This window comes from Rhizobium sp. SRDI969 (assembly GCF_025152725.1).
Classification (GTDB): domain Bacteria; phylum Pseudomonadota; class Alphaproteobacteria; order Rhizobiales; family Rhizobiaceae; genus Rhizobium; species Rhizobium leguminosarum_I.
This window is the reverse complement of sequence record NZ_CP104035.1, coordinates 924,496-938,724: the sequence shown is the minus strand read 5'-3', so window position 1 is coordinate 938,724 and position 14,229 is coordinate 924,496. Positions and strand designations below refer to the sequence as shown.

Sequence of the window (14,229 nt, the reverse complement as noted above, 5' to 3'; positions counted from 1 at the left end):
TGGGCGTCGAAGCGCCTCGGGCGTGATTGGTGACCAACGATACTCGGTGTCGTTCTCGACGCAGGAGATCGCCGACTGCCCCTCATCCGGCTGCCGCCACCTTCTCCCCGCAGGCGGGGAGAAGGGGATATGCCGCGCCGGCTTCGTCAATCTCGACGTTGCGTTTGGCACGTCCCCTCTCCCCGTTTTTACGGGGAGAGGGTTAGGGTGAGGGGCAGCCATCAGAACGAACTGGATGAGGGGCAGTCGCGTATAGAGAGGTCGACGAAACGGGCGCCAAAGCGCCCGTGGATTGCTTTCCGTTTAGTTCACCTTCGACAGGAACGGACGCATCAGCGTTGCCTCGATCACGCCAGTCGCGGTGATGGTGATGCCGGTGCCGTTGGCGGTGGCGTTGGCCGAGAGGGTGATGCTCTGGACGACGGCGCTCGGGCTGTAGGTGATGCCCGAGATGGTGGTTCCGCCTGCAATGCCGGTGCCGGAAATGGCCGCACCGATGAACGGGCCGGAACCGGTATTCAGGCCGGAAAGGCTCGTCAGCAGGTTGGAGCCGTTGACCGTGGTTGCCGTGAACGTCTGGTTGGCCGCCGCGAAGTTGACGTTGGCGATGGCCTTGGTGGTTGCCGTGGCCGATGCCGGGGCGCTCGCCTGGCCTGCCGTGGTCGTGGTTTCGGCAACGACGAGGGCCGCCGTTGCGGTTGCCACCTGGGACGGCGCCTGACCATTGCGCTGCAGCCAGACGTAATAGGTGCCTGCTGGAAGGGTGATGGCACCGACCGGGCCGCCGGTCAGTGCCGGAGGCTGGGCAGCACCCGAAAAGACGCCGCAGCGCTGGCCGACGACGGCAGTTGCCGTGGTCAGCAGCGAGGCGACATAATCCCGGGTCCACTGGAACCACTGACCGGGCTGAAGGGTCGTCTGCGAGGCCAGCACCAGCTGGCAATAGACCCATTCGGATTCGCGGTCCCCGCCGGCGACAGCGCCGAGGGAGAAATTCGGGCCCGGGATACCGGAGCCGGAAACGATCGGGCCTTCGACGACGAACGGGTTCGCGCCAAGACGATCGGACTGGATTGAAGCGACCGACATTTGCTTTTCCTTTCGTTGACGATCAGGCGAACAACACGCCCTGCAGGAAGGCGTTGTTCATGGTGAGGTTGCCGGCGAAGCCCATGAGCTGCACGAAGGCATCCTGGTTGGTGTTCATGCGCTCATCGCCGATCGGCGCCATGTCGCGGTCACGGTGCGGGCGGTAGAACAGGTACTTGGTGTTCAGGAAGAACATCTGATTGAGCGGCGCACCGCCGCCGAAGCCGCCGTCGAAGATCACATCGGCGCCCATGTACTGCAGCGACTGGAAGCCGGCCATGCCCTTGTCCGCCGAGGTGATGCGCTGGATTGCCTGCAGCGATTCCCAGTAAAGGCGGAAGAAGTTGTTGTCGGCGACGACAAGATCAGGCGCGTCGGAGCCGCGAACGCAGGACATATAGAGCCGGTTCATGTAGCTCTGGATGTTGGCGTTCGAGGCGGCGGCACCGCCATCGGCCGAGGCCGAGAATTTCTGGTTGCGCCAGAAACCCCAGGTGGCGCGCGAGATGCCGCCGACGGTGCCTGATGTCGGCGAGGTCGAGATCAGCAACTGCAACCCGCCGATCTGACGCCCGCCATCGGCCGTTCCGTCGGAATAGCAGTCGAGCGCGATGTTGTTCTTCAGCGTCGTTTCGGCGTTCTCGATGCGCTGCTCGAGCAGATCGAGGATCGCATCCTCGCCTGAGTTCTGCAGCTGTTCGAGGCCCGACATGGAGACGGCGACCGCGGCCTGCTTGAGGTCGTATTCGGCGGCGGTGATGACGTCGGAGGGCTGAACGTTGAGGATATCGTAGCCGGAATAGCGCTTGAAGCTGCCATTTTCTTGATATTGCAGTTCCTGGACGATGGTGCGGCCGCCGGAGATGGGCTTCTTACGGCCGCGGCTGTTCAGACGGGTGAGAAGTCCGTTGTTCTTCGTCACATCGTCGGCGACCGTGCCGCTGCGGTTGCGCAGCGTCGTGGTCACGATTTCAGAGAGGTTGGGCGAGATGGGCATTGATCATTCCTTTGATCAGACTTGACCGCGCGAAAAACGCATGGCGTCGCGCAGCGAGTCTCGGATTGAGGTGGGCTGGCCTCTTGCCGCATCGCGGGTCGGGCCCGGCGCGGAAGAACCAGAGATGGATCGCGAGGCGCGGCGGGCTTGATCTGCCGCTGCTGCCCTCTGGGCTTGCTGTTCTCGGACGGGTGCCTGCGCAGTCTGGCTGATCAACTGCCGGCGAATGTCCGGGCGCATCCAGCATGCGGCGTCGTAGGCGTCCTGAAGCGATGATGCCCGCCCTGCATTGATAAGGGCGATCATGTCGTCAAGCACGTCATCGGCATGCGCGTTTGCCGGGTCGGAAAGGAAGGCATCGACTTGAGTTTCGGTGTCCCTTTTCCGCAGAACATGTTCGACCGTCGCCTCGACATTGACGTGTCGCGGCTGCGGTCCTCCTTGCTGTAGTCCGGGCTGTGGTCCGGGCTGCTGCGCGTTGCGCTGCAGGACCTGTTCCGTCTGGCCATTGACCAGGGCGTGAAGATTGACCCCGGCCATCCTGGCGACGTGAACGACGGTGTTGACGGGATCGTGGATGAGCGCCTTTTCCCAGTCGATCGCCCGGCGCATGACATCGGCATGGGTCATGCCGGCCTGGCGGATGAGCGGCGTGAACTCCTCGAGCCCCTTGTAATCCTGCAGGACGCGAAAGCCGTTATCGACCTCCTGTTCCCGCTTGGTGATGGCCGCCTGCACTTCACCCGGAAGGGTCGCGAATTGCGCCTTGGCTTCCGCCGACCAGCCGGGCGGAACCCGGTTGCCGATAGCTGCCGGCTGTTCCCGGGTCTGCATCTGGGTCTGTGCCTGGGGTGTCTGCTGAGCGGCGTTTGCCGCGGGCGCCTGCCCTGCCCTCGCCGCTGCGGCTTGCTCCTGCCCCTTGGCCAGGAAGCGGCCGTTTTCCCCGTCGCGCGGCTGGCCCGCAATATCGCCCGGTCCATTGCCCTCGGCGGTGTCGATCGCCGCCTTCAGGCTGTCGCGGATGCTCACCGGCCTGTCATTCAGGGGCTTGTCGTCGAACGCGCCAAAATCTTCGCTGCCGTTGCCAGCCTCGTTCAAGTCTTCCATATCCATGTCGGAAACTTCCTTTGTCGGGGATTGATGCCCGTAAAAACAAAAGGTTAGAGCTGTTTGTTCTAAAGCATGTCGCGCAAAAGTGTGCAGCGGTTTTGCGCTAACGACATGCGTAAAAACAAAGACCTAAAGCGCGAGGAGCAATCTGAAAGATTGCGACGCGCTTTAGGCGTTATATTCGGCGTGAACTCGCCGCAATTCGTTTCGGATCGCCTTTCGATCCGTCTTCGGCGTCTCGATCGGCTGCGGCTTTTCGTTGCCGATCTCGACCACGCCGGCCGCCCGGTAGGCGGAGCGCAGCTTTGCTTTCGAGGTGTAGTGCCTGCCGTCATGCATCGACTGGATATCGATGCTGTCGCTGACGAAATGCGGCGCCGGCAGATCGGACTGCGCCTCGCTCTTTACCGGCATGCAGTTGCGCGGCCACTCGTCGAGTTGGTGCCAGCCGCCGCAGACGCGGCAATAGCGTTCTCTCATGTTCGATCCTATCGATCTATAACTCTGGTCGTGCGGCTGAGATAAGTCCCAATAACGTCCTCAGGGCTGTCAAGACGTACTCGCGAACCAATTTCTGTGAAAATTTCGGGATTTACACCGCCGCCCGCGAATCACCTATATTAGAATCTCCAATTAGAAGGAGATGCGGATATGCCTATGGCGCTCGGACTTGGGCTCGGGATTTCGTTCGTGCAGAACTCTGTGGGGAAGCCAGTCGCAGATACTCTTTGCCAGGCGATCGCTACCCAGGTCATGATAACGGCGATTTACGATGGCGTAGCGATCACGTTTGCTCCGTTGATCGTCTATGAACTTGAAGGCGTTTCTTACGTGGACGGCATCCTTGAAGAAGACTTGCCTGCACTTGGTAATCGTCCGCCAGCAATCACGTCCCTCGAAGTTTCAGCCCTTTCGGCTGTAAGCCCTACGCAGACAGCCTTTACTATTCACCCACGTATTGTCCCACTCCTCAGGCGTTACCAAAACGTCAAGTGCGTCGTCAGCGCGATCCAGAGCGGACAGGATTTGGGTTAGACGCATCTTTGCTTGATCGTAGCCTTTAAGCAGATCAAGGCGGTCGAAATTGTTTAGAGCAATTTCGGCATGCCACCTTATCTCGAAGATCGCATCGCGAAGCGCGTCAGGGCGCATGCTGCAACTGCTGCAAGGCCTGCGCCGCCGCCTCACCGCGCGCCTGTTCCACCAAGGCGCGATGCTCGATCTCGGCTTGCGCCACACCAAGCTCGGCCTTGCGCTGTTCGGCGCCGGCCTTCACCTCAGCCGTTTTCAGCTTGATCATCTGCTCCGCCGGCGGCTCCGGCGGTTGCTTCGGCGCGGTCGCCGCTTCGGAGAGTTGGGCGCCGACCTGCTCCAGTGTGCTTTCGAGCTGGCGGCCGGCCCTGAAGCCGCGGGCGGCAAAGAGCAGCGTCTCGACCATCACGGGCACCAGCATCGGGTTCTGCTGCGCCATGGCGCCCGCCTGCTGCAGGAAGCCGCCGATCATCTGCACGAACTCCATGCGACGCTGCTTTTCGGCGTCCTCATCGGGCTCGATCGTCGAATCCGTTTCGATGTCGATCTGGAAGCCGCGAATGCTGTCATTGCGCAGGAGCTGCACGACCTCGTCGATCGTCGGTTGCTGCATCATCTGCTCAAGCTGCGGCGGCATCTGCGGCGGCGGTGGTGCGGGTTGCCCCATCTGCTCGGCGCGCGCCGCTGCCTGCTGGGCGGCCATCTGCATCTGCTGCATCTGCATTTGGACCTGCTGCTTCTCGGCCATGCTCGGCAGCTTGATGCCGCTCACCAGCATCAGCGTTTCCGGCTGGAACTGGTCGCAGATGATTTCGCCGGCAAGGCGGATGATGTCGCGGGCGAAGCGGGCAAGCTCGGCCTGCCTGTCGCGGATGCGGATCGAGCCCCACTGGCTCTTGATCCGCTGCGCCGTCGCCGTCTCCGACGCCTGCGTGTCGCCGCGGACGATGTCGGAGATGCCGGTGATCTGGTAGACGTCCTCGATCAGTTGCTTGCGGGCCTGGATGCAGGCGATGATGACCTTCTGCACCTCGTCGATCGGCAAAGTCACGATGGCTTTCGAGCCGCCCTTGTCGGTGAAGGCAGCCCATTCCGGGATCGGCACCATCACGGTATCGTTTTCCGGCCGCATCGCCTTCTCGATTGCCGGCGAGATCGCGCCGTCGCCGGAGGGATAGAACACTTTCAGGCGCAACTGATCGGTCAGCTTGTTGACGCGCTTCGTCAGCAGATCGATCTCGTCGCATTGCTGCTGATAATAGACATAGTCGGGAACCGGGATCAGCGAACTTGTCGACATCGTGCCGTAGGCCGGGCGCGGGCAAGGCCAGAAATGGGTGAGATCGAGCGGCGGCTCCGACACTTCGAGCGCCACCGGCGCGCCATCGGCGATCCAGACGGTATAGTTTTCGCTCTTGCACCAGATCTCCCAGACATGGGTCTTGCCTTCGTTTTCGGCGCGCTCCGTCTGATTGCTGCCCTTGTTGCTGCCGGCCGCCTGAGCTGAGAGCGATGTCATGGCATTCGGGCCGAAGCGCTTCTCCATCTCCTCGTCGGTCATCGGCACGCGGCGCGCCACCCATGTCACATCCTTCCAGCGGCGGGCCGGCGAATGCAGGAAATCCGACCAGTGCACATAATCGATGCAGACACGCTCGTCGCTGATGACCTCGGGCGGGGCTCCGCCATCTTCGCCCACGCCGTCGCCGGACAAGCCGCCCAGGAAGCCGTTGGGGAGACCTTCGGGAAAGCCGCCATTCGCCGGCGGGTCGGAAGGCTGGACGCCCATGTCGAGCGGCTCGAAATCGGCTTCATAACGCAGCCATACCGTGCCGCGGGCGCAGAGCAGGAAATCGTCGCGCACCGCCCGCATGATCGAATCGATATCGGCTTCGTCGCCCATATAGGCGAGGTTGCGTTCGACCAGCTCCGAGGCCATGCGCGCCACCGGCTGGGCATCCTTGAAGCGGCGCTCGACGACGGGCTGCGGCACCCGGGCGTAGACCGCCGGCTGCAGCACCGAGGTGTTGGCCCAGAGCATCGGAAACCTTCGCTTGGCCGCATTCGCCTGGTCGGACTGCTGGTCGAGATAGATCTTCTCGATCTTGACGCAGCGGTCATGCCAGGACCTGAAATAACGCTGAGCACGCTCGAGCTCCTGCTGCCACCGGGCGCCGACCTTTGCGAGGTCCCATTGCTGCCCGTCCGCCAAAGCCGTCGTTTCGTCTTCCATCAAACACGCTCGCTATGTCTAGGGGTGGCATCGGCAAATTCGTTGAATGTCATCGTCTGGAAGGTCGGCAGGGCTTTGGCCTGCGGCTTCAGCGGTTCAGGCGCCAAGCCGGTGAAGATGATCGCCAGCCCGCCGAAAGCGTCCGCACCGTGCGAAGCCCAGTTGTGCAGCGGCGCGTCGCGGAAGACGCTCAGATCCTCGTCCCAGTCCTTGCGGTAGTTCCGCAGGCATTTGATGCCCTGGATGCAGCCGGCCTGATCGAACTCGATCTTTGCGAGAATGCGCCTGGTGCCGTTGATGCGGTCATGGACATAGGCGCGCTCGATCTTGCGGACCGTGCCGAGATCGCGGGCCTTGACCTCTCGCAGCATGACTTCGATGCGGGTCATGCCGCCGCGCGTCCATTCCCTGACCTTGATGTCATGCGGCATGTTGTGGACGCCATAGACATAGCCGTGCTCGGCGCCGCGCCGCTCCAGCTCGTCGAGCATGCCGTCCATCCCGGTGCCGGTATGCTCGAAATAGCCGATCATCCGGACACGGCCGGGCAGCACCTGAAACAGCCAGACACTGTTGGTATCGTCCATGCCGATGTCGGAGATGGTGTGGACGGGATAACCTTCGACATGCGGGAAGACCCCGATCCGCTCTTCGGCGTCGGCCACCGCCATCTGGTCGGCGTAATAGGCGCCCTCGACGCTCGCCTCGAACGCTTCGGCCGGCGTCGAGGGATATTCGCGCTTCATGTCGCCGAGCTGGGTTTCGGCCTTCTTGACGTACCAAGCCTTCTGCCTGTCCGTCAGCGTGATGCCATGGTCGGCCAGATTGCGGAAATACTTTGCGAAAGCATCGGTGATGATGACGCCTTCAGGCGCGATCGCATATTGCGGCTCCTTCCACCAGGGAAAGAAATGGAACTTGAAATCCAGTTCGGTCAGTTTCGCCGCCTGGCGCTGCTTGACCTGGCCATCTTCGCAGAGCGTGTAGAAATGCCCTTCCTGGCCCTCCGCCGTGCTTTCGACGAAGACCAACTGGCCGGCCTGCACCGTATTCAAAGCGCCGGTCCGGACTTCCCTCGCCTTCTCCGGATATTTCGCGCAGAGCTTTCCATATTCGGAAATATGCAGATATTGCAGCGTTCCCGAGCGCAGCGAGGTGCCGACACGAATGCTCGAATTATTGCCGAGCAGCAGCTCGGTCTGGTTGGCCCTGACAACAGGCACGGCGTTGCGGATACGATCGGGCAGATTGTCATAGGGGTATTTGATCTTGTCCCTAAAAATCGTCTGCACGTCGCCCAGCGTATGGGCGATGGTGCCGGCGCGGATATCCCGGTTGAAGACGCAGGCATCGAGCATGAATATCTGAATGAAGGTCGTGAGACCCAGCTGGCGGGCCTTCAGCAGCACGTTGAGATAATGCATCTCTTCGAAAAAGGTCATCTGCGTCCAGTTCATCTCGAACCTGACGCGTTTGCCCGCCTTGTCGGTGATCCAATAGAGGTTGTTCAGACGCCAGCGCCAGTCGGAAAACTGGTCAACCGCCGTTTGGAAGTCCGCGCGTCTTGCCATTGATATCTTCCAGCAACTGCGAAACCTCGCTCGCGACGACGCCACGGTCAGGCTCGACCTTGGAACCGTATTTCTTCGGCTTCAGCTTCTCGGCGACCCACTGACGGGTGGCGATGCGGAGTTGCGACCGCCTTATGGCCTCGCCATTCTCCTGCCAGCCGGTGGTCTCGCCGCTCGCATTCTTCTTTTCGATCCAGTCGTCTGCACGGTCATCGGCAATCTCGACCATCTCATCGACGAAGCCATCCGCCTGGATCTCGCGCGCCAGGGCGTATTTGGCTCGAAACGCTGCCTTGTTGTCATCGGCGAGCCACGACAGCACACTCGACATCGCCGGCATCTCTTCATCCCGGCAGATCGACCGCAGGCTTTCCCTATCGGCGATGCGCTCGCAAATCCTGTCGGCAATCGCCTGGGTGAACTTGATCGGTCTGCCCATATGGCCGCCTTCTGGACGGTTCTAGAACAGTGCGACGATGTTGGAGGCCGTGGTGCCGGTCAGCGCCACGATGGCGGCGTGAACCGGCAGGATGGTCCCGGCCGGCACGTTTCTGAAGATGACCGGATCCATGTCCCGGCGCGGCGCAATGGCAACATCGCCCGTCGTGCCGATATAAAGCGCACGCGCACCGACAATAGCACTATCGTTCGGCGTCACCACTGCGGCCCGCGAGGCCGGAGCAATCGAAGGGTCCATTACAGTTCTCCTTGAAAGAGGCGCGCGCTACCCGGCCCGATCCCGATGTGATCGAAGATGAGAGGTCAGCGGAAGAGGATGGGGATCAATGATGATCTGGAAGCTGGCCGGACGGTGATAGATACACCGATCGAAGGGCGGCGCCGACTTGGTCGACATCCCCTTCTGGATTCAAATTTCGCAGCTTGGATTTACGGTAGTCATAACTGATTTGCCGGGGGGTGATCAACGGCTAATCGTGAGTCTCGCGTCAGTTCGAAATCGAACCTGCCCGACCCAATGGTGCCAGATTGCTCTACCCGCTCTGGCGGCGAGTTTGGCAAAAAGCGCTCCCCACCCTCCGTCATCCTCGGCCTTGAGCCGAGGATCTATGCCCGCTGCTGTTGGAGGCCAAGGTGGATCCTCGGGTCAAGCCCGAGGATGACGGAGCAAGGGGTGAGCTCAGTGGCAAATCCATGGTGGTGGCTCAGTGACACTGTTGGCTTGGTCTTCATGGCATTGGGCGGCCCGACTTGGGTCGACATCACCTCTGAATTCAAATCTCGCAGCTTGGATTTGCGGTAGTCATAAATGATCCGCCAGGGGGTGATCAAGTGGTTTTGATTGAGGTTATTCGTCGGTTTGAAATCGCCCGATCGGCAGACCCCTCACCGCTTTTCGAGCCTACAGCTCCGGCGTAGAATGAGCAGGCTGTTGATCAACGGTGGAGAAGTTCAGTGAAAACCACGAGACTTTTTCTTTGCCTCGTCGCTTTTCTCAGCCCTACGCTCGCTGGAAACCCAGCTGATGCCGACGAAATGGTTCACTTCGAAAGCGCGCCCGTCAAGCTCAGCCCTTTTCGAATCCGCAAGGCCAATGAACAAGGAGAGAACCTCCCTCAGCCGCAAGGCACGCCCCTGCTCGGATATGTGTCCCGCCCTGGGGGTGACGGTCCCTTCCCAGCGGTCGTCGTCATGCATGGATGCGAGGGCATGCGGTTGAGCATCAAAGACCTCTGGCCGAAACGGCTGGTCTCATGGGGTTATGTCGTGCTTGTCGTCGATAGCTTCAGCACCCGCAATATCAAGGACACGTGCCAAAGCTATCTCCCCGATCGCGTCTTCGATGCCTATGGCGCTTTGGATTTTTTATCGAAACAAAGCTTTGTCGATCTCAGGCGCGTCGCGCTGATGGGCTTTTCAGCGGGCGGCACTGCGACATTGGAGGGAACAAAAATCGAAGGCAACGAACAACTCATGGACCGCAAATTCAGGGCAGCGGTTGCCTACTATCCCCTCTGTGCCGGAAGTCAGGGCGATGCGACAGTACCGACTTTGATCTTGACTGGCGACCGAGACAATTGGAGCCCGGCCGAACGATGCCGGAAGAGGCTTGCCGGTCTGAGCGACGATAGCCCGCCGATCGAGCTCAATATCTACAAGGGTACCTACCATGATTTCGATGCCCCGGAATTCAAGGTCGGAAGGAAAGTGTTAGGGCACATCGAAAAATACAATCCGGACGCCGCCGAAAAGTCCATCCGCAGCGTTCACACATTCCTTCAGAAATACCTCTCGAACTAACGCGCGAACTCGGAGCCTGTCGCCGGCGGCACGTCTGGCGGGAACATACCCCAACCGCCGTCATCCCGGGTCTCGAGCCTGGGATCCATGCCGCCGCCGGCCGAGGCCGGCGTTGTTCGTCGGCAAGCCCGAGCGCCGGATGAGCTCGCGGGCGAATACAGCGATGGCAGACGCAGTGGCGTGGGACGCGCCACTGGGTCGATATCAGATGGTGCTCGGCCGCGCGGAGGTGGTGGATTGGCTGGCGGAAGACATAAACTCTTCGGCGGTCGGCAGTTTTCCCTGTGGGGTCAGGTCGTCGACGGCCTTGGGAAGATCGCGGCTCAGTCGATCGAGAATCTGCTGATGTGAAAGGCCGGTATTCGAAGCGATCTCGTTCAGAACGTCCGGGCCCAGTGCTTCGGCAAGCTGGCCGTCATTGATGTCGGCATTCTGGCCGGGCTCTACCCACGAGTCGATCTTGTCACCGTGTCCGTTCTGCTGAAACGTCTTCAGGAGATCGCCCAGACCGCCGCTGACGATGCCGCCGGAGGTCAGCCCGCCGAGCAGGCCGCCGAGACCGCCCGAACCACCCAGTCCGCCAAGGATGCCGCCAAGCCCACCCGGCTGCTGGTTTCCCGCGCCAGACTGCTGAGGGTTCTGGATGCCCCGCAGCAGTTCCCCGATCTTGTCCCTGTTCTGGTAGCCGGCAACGGCAAGGACGGCGAGAAGCGCCTTCAATTGACCGCTCATCATGATGAATCCTCCAATGGTGCTTCAACGATGCAGGCGGCCCAAAGCAGCGCGCTGCATGGGCAGCAATGTTCGGATTGCTCAAAGGTTCCGCGCCGGCTGCATTCGGTCGACGATCGCGAAGGCCGGCCGACTTATTGCTCACGCCGCGGCTCAGATTTCCGGGCAGCCTCGCTGGTTGGCGAAGGTCATTCGCTCCGGTCCCCGGCGCGTCATCCCCTGGACAACGATGCTGCGGGGAGACATGCGTATGATCTGCGCCCTGCGAAGTCCTTCGCTGCGTGCGATGTCGAGAGCATCGTCCGGATCGCAGCCTCGCCGTCCGCGCCGGTCATATCGATCATATCGGTCATATCGGTCATATCGGTCAGGGTCGCGATCACGATCGTAGACGCCCAGTCCGCCGGGGCCGACACGCAACTCCAAGTCCTGCGCCGCGGCGATCGTCGGCGCGATTGTCAGCCCGCTTATCGCGGCCAAGCCGACCAGGACAAACTGAAGAGATTGATGCATAACTTCCTCCCACGGTGCTATCACCATTCGAGTAGCAACATCGGCATGCGCGTTTTGTTCCTCATGGCACGAGGGCGTTGGATCATTCCGTAAGAACAGCCGAACGCGCCGCCACCTGAGCGGCGTTGCGACCGGGCGTCGATCAAACAGATTAGTGTTGACTCATCAATTAGCATACGCTATTGGTTTCTTCATGACCGAAGCCGTTTCCATCACCGCCGTCATGCGCGCGCTTGCCGATCCCACACGGCGGGCCGTGTTTGAGCAGATCGTCAACGCCGATGAAATCACCGTCGTCGAACTGACGCGGGCAAGCAGCGTCACGCAGGGCGCCATTTCGCAGCACCTCAAAGCCTTGAAACAGGCTGGCCTCGTCACTGAGCGCCCCGAAGGGCGGAAGGTCTATTATCGCGCCGAGCCGGAAGGCCTGGAGCCGCTTGTCGACTGGATGAGTCATTACTGCCTCTTCTGGCGCGACCGTTTTGCCAATCTCAGAACATTGCTGAAGGAAATCGATCCATGAACGACGCCGAATTGAAGCCCGACACGCAGGAGATCGTGGTCGACGAGGTTTTCCCGCATCGGCCGGAGACGCTCTGGAAAACGCTGACCACGGCCAATCTGATGGGCCGCTGGCTGATGATGCCGGCGGGCTTCGAGCCGGTGGAAGGCAAACGCTTCACCTACCAGACGACGCCCGCCGGCGCCTGGGACGGCACCATTCACTGCCAGGTGCTGGAGGTGAAGCCGAACAAGCGTCTCTCCTATGCCTGGAAAGGCGGGCATGAGGGAAACGCCGGCTACGGCTCCCCGCTCGACACTGTCGTCACCTTCATCCTGTCCGAGGTCGAAGCCGGCACGCGGCTTCGCCTCATCCATTCCGGCTTCATCCTGCCCAGGAATGAAACGGCCTTCCAGAAGATGGGCGAAGGCTGGAAGAAGGTCGTGAAGAACATCGGCGCCATCAGCGACGCAAAGAATTGAAACGACCGAACGCGGTCGCCAGTACAGCATTTCATCAGGAGACAGACATGAGCAAGCCTTACACCGGCGGATGCGCCTGCGGTGCGATCCACTATGAAATTTCAGCCGAGCCGATTGCGATGAACGACTGCCAATGCCGCGACTGTCAAGCTTCAAGCGGCACCGGGCACGGATCCTATCTGACTTTCCCGAGCCGGCAGGCGGTGAAGCTGGAAGGCCAGGCGACGCATTGGCAAATGGTCGCCGACAACGGCAACGTCAAGACGCGCGGCTTCTGCCCCGCCTGCGGCGCACCCGTCTACATGACCTTCTCCTACATGCCTGACTTTTTCACCATCCACGCCGCAAGCCTCGACGAGCCCGGCCGATACCAGCCGCAGATGGTGACCTACACTGCGCGCGGCCTTGCCTGGGACAGGGTCGATCCGGCGGCGCAGACATTCGAAGGAATGCCGCCGCTGTGAGGCTCCTGCATAAATCCGGTGCAGTCGCCCGTTGATCGTCATATGCAGTGAACCCGACGCTCAGATGAGCTGACGCAGGCTATGCCAGGAGAGTTCAATTTCCGGCGTGGTGAAAAGGCGCCGCGCAGCAGCACGGCGCCGGTGCATCAGGCGCGCGTCATGCGGCGATGGAGGGATAATCGATATAGCCTTCGGCGCCGCCGCCATAGATGGTCGCCGGGTTCACCTCTGCCAGCGGAGCAGCGGTCTTCAGTCTCTCGACGAGATCAGGATTGGCGATGAATGGCCGGCCGAACGAGAAGAGATCCGCTGCGCCCTCCGTCAATCGCAACGTTGCGCGGTCGAGGTCGTAGCCGTTATTGGCAATGTAGGTGTTTGCGAACTTGGCCCTGAGCTCGGCGTAGTCAAAGGCAGCAGCCTCATTCGGCCCGCCGCGCCCTGCTTCGACGACATGGAGATAGGCAATCCCCATCTGGCCAAGCTTCTCGGCGATATAGTTGAATTGCGCCTGCGGATCACTCGAGGTGATGCTGTTGACCGGCGAAATCCGCACCCCCGTCCGGTCCGCGCCGACCTCGGCAGCCACGGCGGCAGCGACTTCCAATATCATCCGGGCGCGATGTTCGACCGAGCCGCCATAGGCGTCGGTGCGGCTGTTGGAGCCGTCCTTGGCAAACTGTTCCAGCAGATAACCGTTGGCGCCATGGACTTCGACGCCATCGAAGCCCGCGGCAATCGCGTTGGCGGCGGCGCGGCGGAAATCGGCGATGATCGTCTGGATCTCATCCAGTTTGAGCGCGCGAGGTTCGGAGACGTCGACGAAGGCATTGTTGACGAAGACCTTGGTCTCGGCCTTGATGGCCGATGGCGCGACCGGCGCCTGCGCATTCGGCTGCAGATCGACATGCGAAATACGACCAACATGCCAGAGCTGCAGGAAAATGTGTCCGCCTTTGGCATGCACCGCGTCGGTGACTTTCCGCCAGCCGTCGATCTGGGCTTGCGTATAAATTCCCGGTGTATCCTGGTAGCCCTGCCCTTCCTGCGAAATCTGCGCGCCTTCCGAGATGATCAGGCCGGCTGTCGCCCGCTGGGCATAATATGTCGCGGCGATATTGCCCGGCACGAAGCCGGCGCCGGCTCTGTTGCGGGTCAAGGGCGCCATCACGATCCGGTTCGCCAGCGTCAGCTTGCCGAGCCTGTAGGGTTCAAAAATTGCGTTGTCCGTCATTGCGTTTCTTTCGT

At 61.2% G+C, this 14,229-nt stretch carries 16 protein-coding genes; 5 read left to right on the top strand and 11 right to left on the bottom strand.

Going from position 1 to position 14,229, the window contains the following annotated elements; all coding sequences use genetic code 11:
- Positions 1-303: 303 nt before the first annotated feature.
- From N2A41_RS04725 to N2A41_RS04710, 4 genes are all read right to left on the bottom strand, one after another.
- Positions 304-1,089 (bottom strand): hypothetical protein, encoded by a 786-nt coding sequence (locus N2A41_RS04725; protein ID WP_260110390.1) that lies wholly within the window; start codon positions 1,087-1,089, stop codon positions 304-306.
- 22 nt (positions 1,090-1,111) lie between these two features.
- Positions 1,112-2,086, bottom strand: coding sequence for a phage major capsid protein (locus tag N2A41_RS04720; protein WP_027664943.1), 975 nt, complete (start codon positions 2,084-2,086; stop codon positions 1,112-1,114).
- Positions 2,087-2,101: 15 nt separating this feature from the next.
- A complete protein-coding gene (locus tag N2A41_RS04715; RefSeq protein WP_260110389.1) occupies positions 2,102-3,199 on the bottom strand; it encodes a hypothetical protein in 1,098 nt (365 codons plus the stop codon).
- 165 nt (positions 3,200-3,364) lie between these two features.
- Positions 3,365-3,676 carry a hypothetical protein gene (locus N2A41_RS04710; protein WP_162119076.1) on the bottom strand — a complete coding sequence of 104 codons (312 nt, stop codon included), beginning with the start codon at positions 3,674-3,676 and terminating at the stop codon, positions 3,365-3,367.
- Positions 3,677-3,847: 171 nt separating this feature from the next.
- Here N2A41_RS04710 and N2A41_RS04705 point away from each other — a divergent pair, with 171 nt between their 5' ends.
- Positions 3,848-4,231 carry a hypothetical protein gene (locus N2A41_RS04705; RefSeq protein WP_260110388.1) on the top strand — a complete coding sequence of 128 codons (384 nt, stop codon included), beginning with the start codon at positions 3,848-3,850 and terminating at the stop codon, positions 4,229-4,231.
- A gap of 106 nt (positions 4,232-4,337) precedes the next feature.
- Here the strand turns inward: N2A41_RS04705 and N2A41_RS04700 are convergent, their stop codons facing one another.
- The 4 genes from N2A41_RS04700 to N2A41_RS04685 are packed head-to-tail and all read right to left on the bottom strand — an operon-like array spanning position 4,338 to position 8,729.
- Complete coding sequence (locus tag N2A41_RS04700; protein WP_260110387.1) at positions 4,338-6,461, bottom strand: hypothetical protein; 2,124 nt, start codon at positions 6,459-6,461, stop codon at positions 4,338-4,340.
- Entirely contained in the window at positions 6,461-8,032 is a 1,572-nt protein-coding gene (locus tag N2A41_RS04695) for a terminase (RefSeq protein ID WP_260110386.1), read from the bottom strand. The genes N2A41_RS04700 and N2A41_RS04695 overlap by 1 nt, the downstream gene beginning before the upstream one ends.
- The gene (locus tag N2A41_RS04690; protein WP_260110385.1) at positions 7,998-8,471 is read right to left on the bottom strand and encodes a terminase small subunit protein; all 474 of its coding nucleotides are present in this window, start codon (positions 8,469-8,471) and stop codon (positions 7,998-8,000) included. The genes N2A41_RS04695 and N2A41_RS04690 overlap by 35 nt, the downstream gene beginning before the upstream one ends.
- Positions 8,472-8,492: 21 nt before the next feature.
- A complete protein-coding gene (locus tag N2A41_RS04685) occupies positions 8,493-8,729 on the bottom strand; it encodes a spike base protein, RCAP_Rcc01079 family (protein ID WP_168345356.1) in 237 nt (78 codons plus the stop codon).
- Positions 8,730-9,445: 716 nt separating this feature from the next.
- On the opposite strand from N2A41_RS04685, the gene N2A41_RS04680 reads away from it, so the two are divergent.
- Positions 9,446-10,291, top strand: a complete 846-nt coding sequence (locus N2A41_RS04680) for a dienelactone hydrolase family protein (RefSeq protein ID WP_260110384.1) — start codon at positions 9,446-9,448, stop codon at positions 10,289-10,291.
- A 204-nt stretch (positions 10,292-10,495) separates the two neighbouring features.
- Here the strand turns inward: N2A41_RS04680 and N2A41_RS04675 are convergent, their stop codons facing one another.
- Positions 10,496-11,026: a YidB family protein gene (locus N2A41_RS04675; RefSeq protein WP_260110383.1), complete on the bottom strand. Its 531-nt coding sequence runs from the start codon at positions 11,024-11,026 to the stop codon at positions 10,496-10,498.
- 150 nt (positions 11,027-11,176) lie between these two features.
- Positions 11,177-11,536 (bottom strand): hypothetical protein, encoded by a 360-nt coding sequence (locus tag N2A41_RS04670; RefSeq protein WP_162119070.1) that lies wholly within the window; start codon positions 11,534-11,536, stop codon positions 11,177-11,179.
- A gap of 193 nt (positions 11,537-11,729) precedes the next feature.
- Here N2A41_RS04670 and N2A41_RS04665 point away from each other — a divergent pair, with 193 nt between their 5' ends.
- Genes N2A41_RS04665 through N2A41_RS04655 form a run of 3 tightly spaced genes read left to right on the top strand, consistent with a single transcriptional unit; the run spans position 11,730 to position 12,984 of the window.
- Positions 11,730-12,059 (top strand): ArsR/SmtB family transcription factor, encoded by a 330-nt coding sequence (locus N2A41_RS04665; protein WP_260110382.1) that lies wholly within the window; start codon positions 11,730-11,732, stop codon positions 12,057-12,059.
- The gene (locus tag N2A41_RS04660; RefSeq protein ID WP_017963368.1) at positions 12,056-12,520 is read left to right on the top strand and encodes an SRPBCC family protein; all 465 of its coding nucleotides are present in this window, start codon (positions 12,056-12,058) and stop codon (positions 12,518-12,520) included. The genes N2A41_RS04665 and N2A41_RS04660 overlap by 4 nt, the downstream gene beginning before the upstream one ends.
- Before the next feature lie 47 nt (positions 12,521-12,567).
- A complete protein-coding gene (locus N2A41_RS04655; protein WP_162119068.1) occupies positions 12,568-12,984 on the top strand; it encodes a GFA family protein in 417 nt (138 codons plus the stop codon).
- Positions 12,985-13,141: 157 nt separating this feature from the next.
- Here the strand turns inward: N2A41_RS04655 and N2A41_RS04650 are convergent, their stop codons facing one another.
- Positions 13,142-14,215 carry an alkene reductase gene (locus N2A41_RS04650; protein WP_260110381.1) on the bottom strand — a complete coding sequence of 358 codons (1,074 nt, stop codon included), beginning with the start codon at positions 14,213-14,215 and terminating at the stop codon, positions 13,142-13,144.
- Between the last annotated feature and the right edge of the window lie 14 nt (positions 14,216-14,229).

Bases quoted from the DNA above. Each gene is read 5' to 3' on its own strand.
- N2A41_RS04705 (WP_260110388.1), top strand. From the start codon at position 3,848: ATGCCTATGGCGCTCGGACTTGGGCTCGGGATTTCGTTCGTGCAGAAC.
- N2A41_RS04660 (WP_017963368.1), top strand. From the start codon at position 12,056: ATGAACGACGCCGAATTGAAGCCCGACACGCAGGAGATCGTGGTCGAC.
- N2A41_RS04650 (WP_260110381.1), bottom strand. From the start codon at position 14,215: ATGACGGACAACGCAATTTTTGAACCCTACAGGCTCGGCAAGCTGACG.
- N2A41_RS04675 (WP_260110383.1), bottom strand. From the start codon at position 11,026: ATGATGAGCGGTCAATTGAAGGCGCTTCTCGCCGTCCTTGCCGTTGCC.
- N2A41_RS04695 (WP_260110386.1), bottom strand. From the start codon at position 8,032: ATGGCAAGACGCGCGGACTTCCAAACGGCGGTTGACCAGTTTTCCGAC.
- N2A41_RS04685 (WP_168345356.1), bottom strand. From the start codon at position 8,729: ATGGACCCTTCGATTGCTCCGGCCTCGCGGGCCGCAGTGGTGACGCCG.
- N2A41_RS04715 (WP_260110389.1), bottom strand. From the start codon at position 3,199: ATGGATATGGAAGACTTGAACGAGGCTGGCAACGGCAGCGAAGATTTT.
- N2A41_RS04690 (WP_260110385.1), bottom strand. From the start codon at position 8,471: ATGGGCAGACCGATCAAGTTCACCCAGGCGATTGCCGACAGGATTTGC.
- N2A41_RS04655 (WP_162119068.1), top strand. From the start codon at position 12,568: ATGAGCAAGCCTTACACCGGCGGATGCGCCTGCGGTGCGATCCACTAT.
- N2A41_RS04710 (WP_162119076.1), bottom strand. From the start codon at position 3,676: ATGAGAGAACGCTATTGCCGCGTCTGCGGCGGCTGGCACCAACTCGAC.
- N2A41_RS04725 (WP_260110390.1), bottom strand. From the start codon at position 1,089: ATGTCGGTCGCTTCAATCCAGTCCGATCGTCTTGGCGCGAACCCGTTC.
- N2A41_RS04665 (WP_260110382.1), top strand. From the start codon at position 11,730: ATGACCGAAGCCGTTTCCATCACCGCCGTCATGCGCGCGCTTGCCGAT.
- N2A41_RS04670 (WP_162119070.1), bottom strand. From the start codon at position 11,536: ATGCATCAATCTCTTCAGTTTGTCCTGGTCGGCTTGGCCGCGATAAGC.
- N2A41_RS04720 (WP_027664943.1), bottom strand. From the start codon at position 2,086: ATGCCCATCTCGCCCAACCTCTCTGAAATCGTGACCACGACGCTGCGC.
- N2A41_RS04700 (WP_260110387.1), bottom strand. From the start codon at position 6,461: ATGGAAGACGAAACGACGGCTTTGGCGGACGGGCAGCAATGGGACCTC.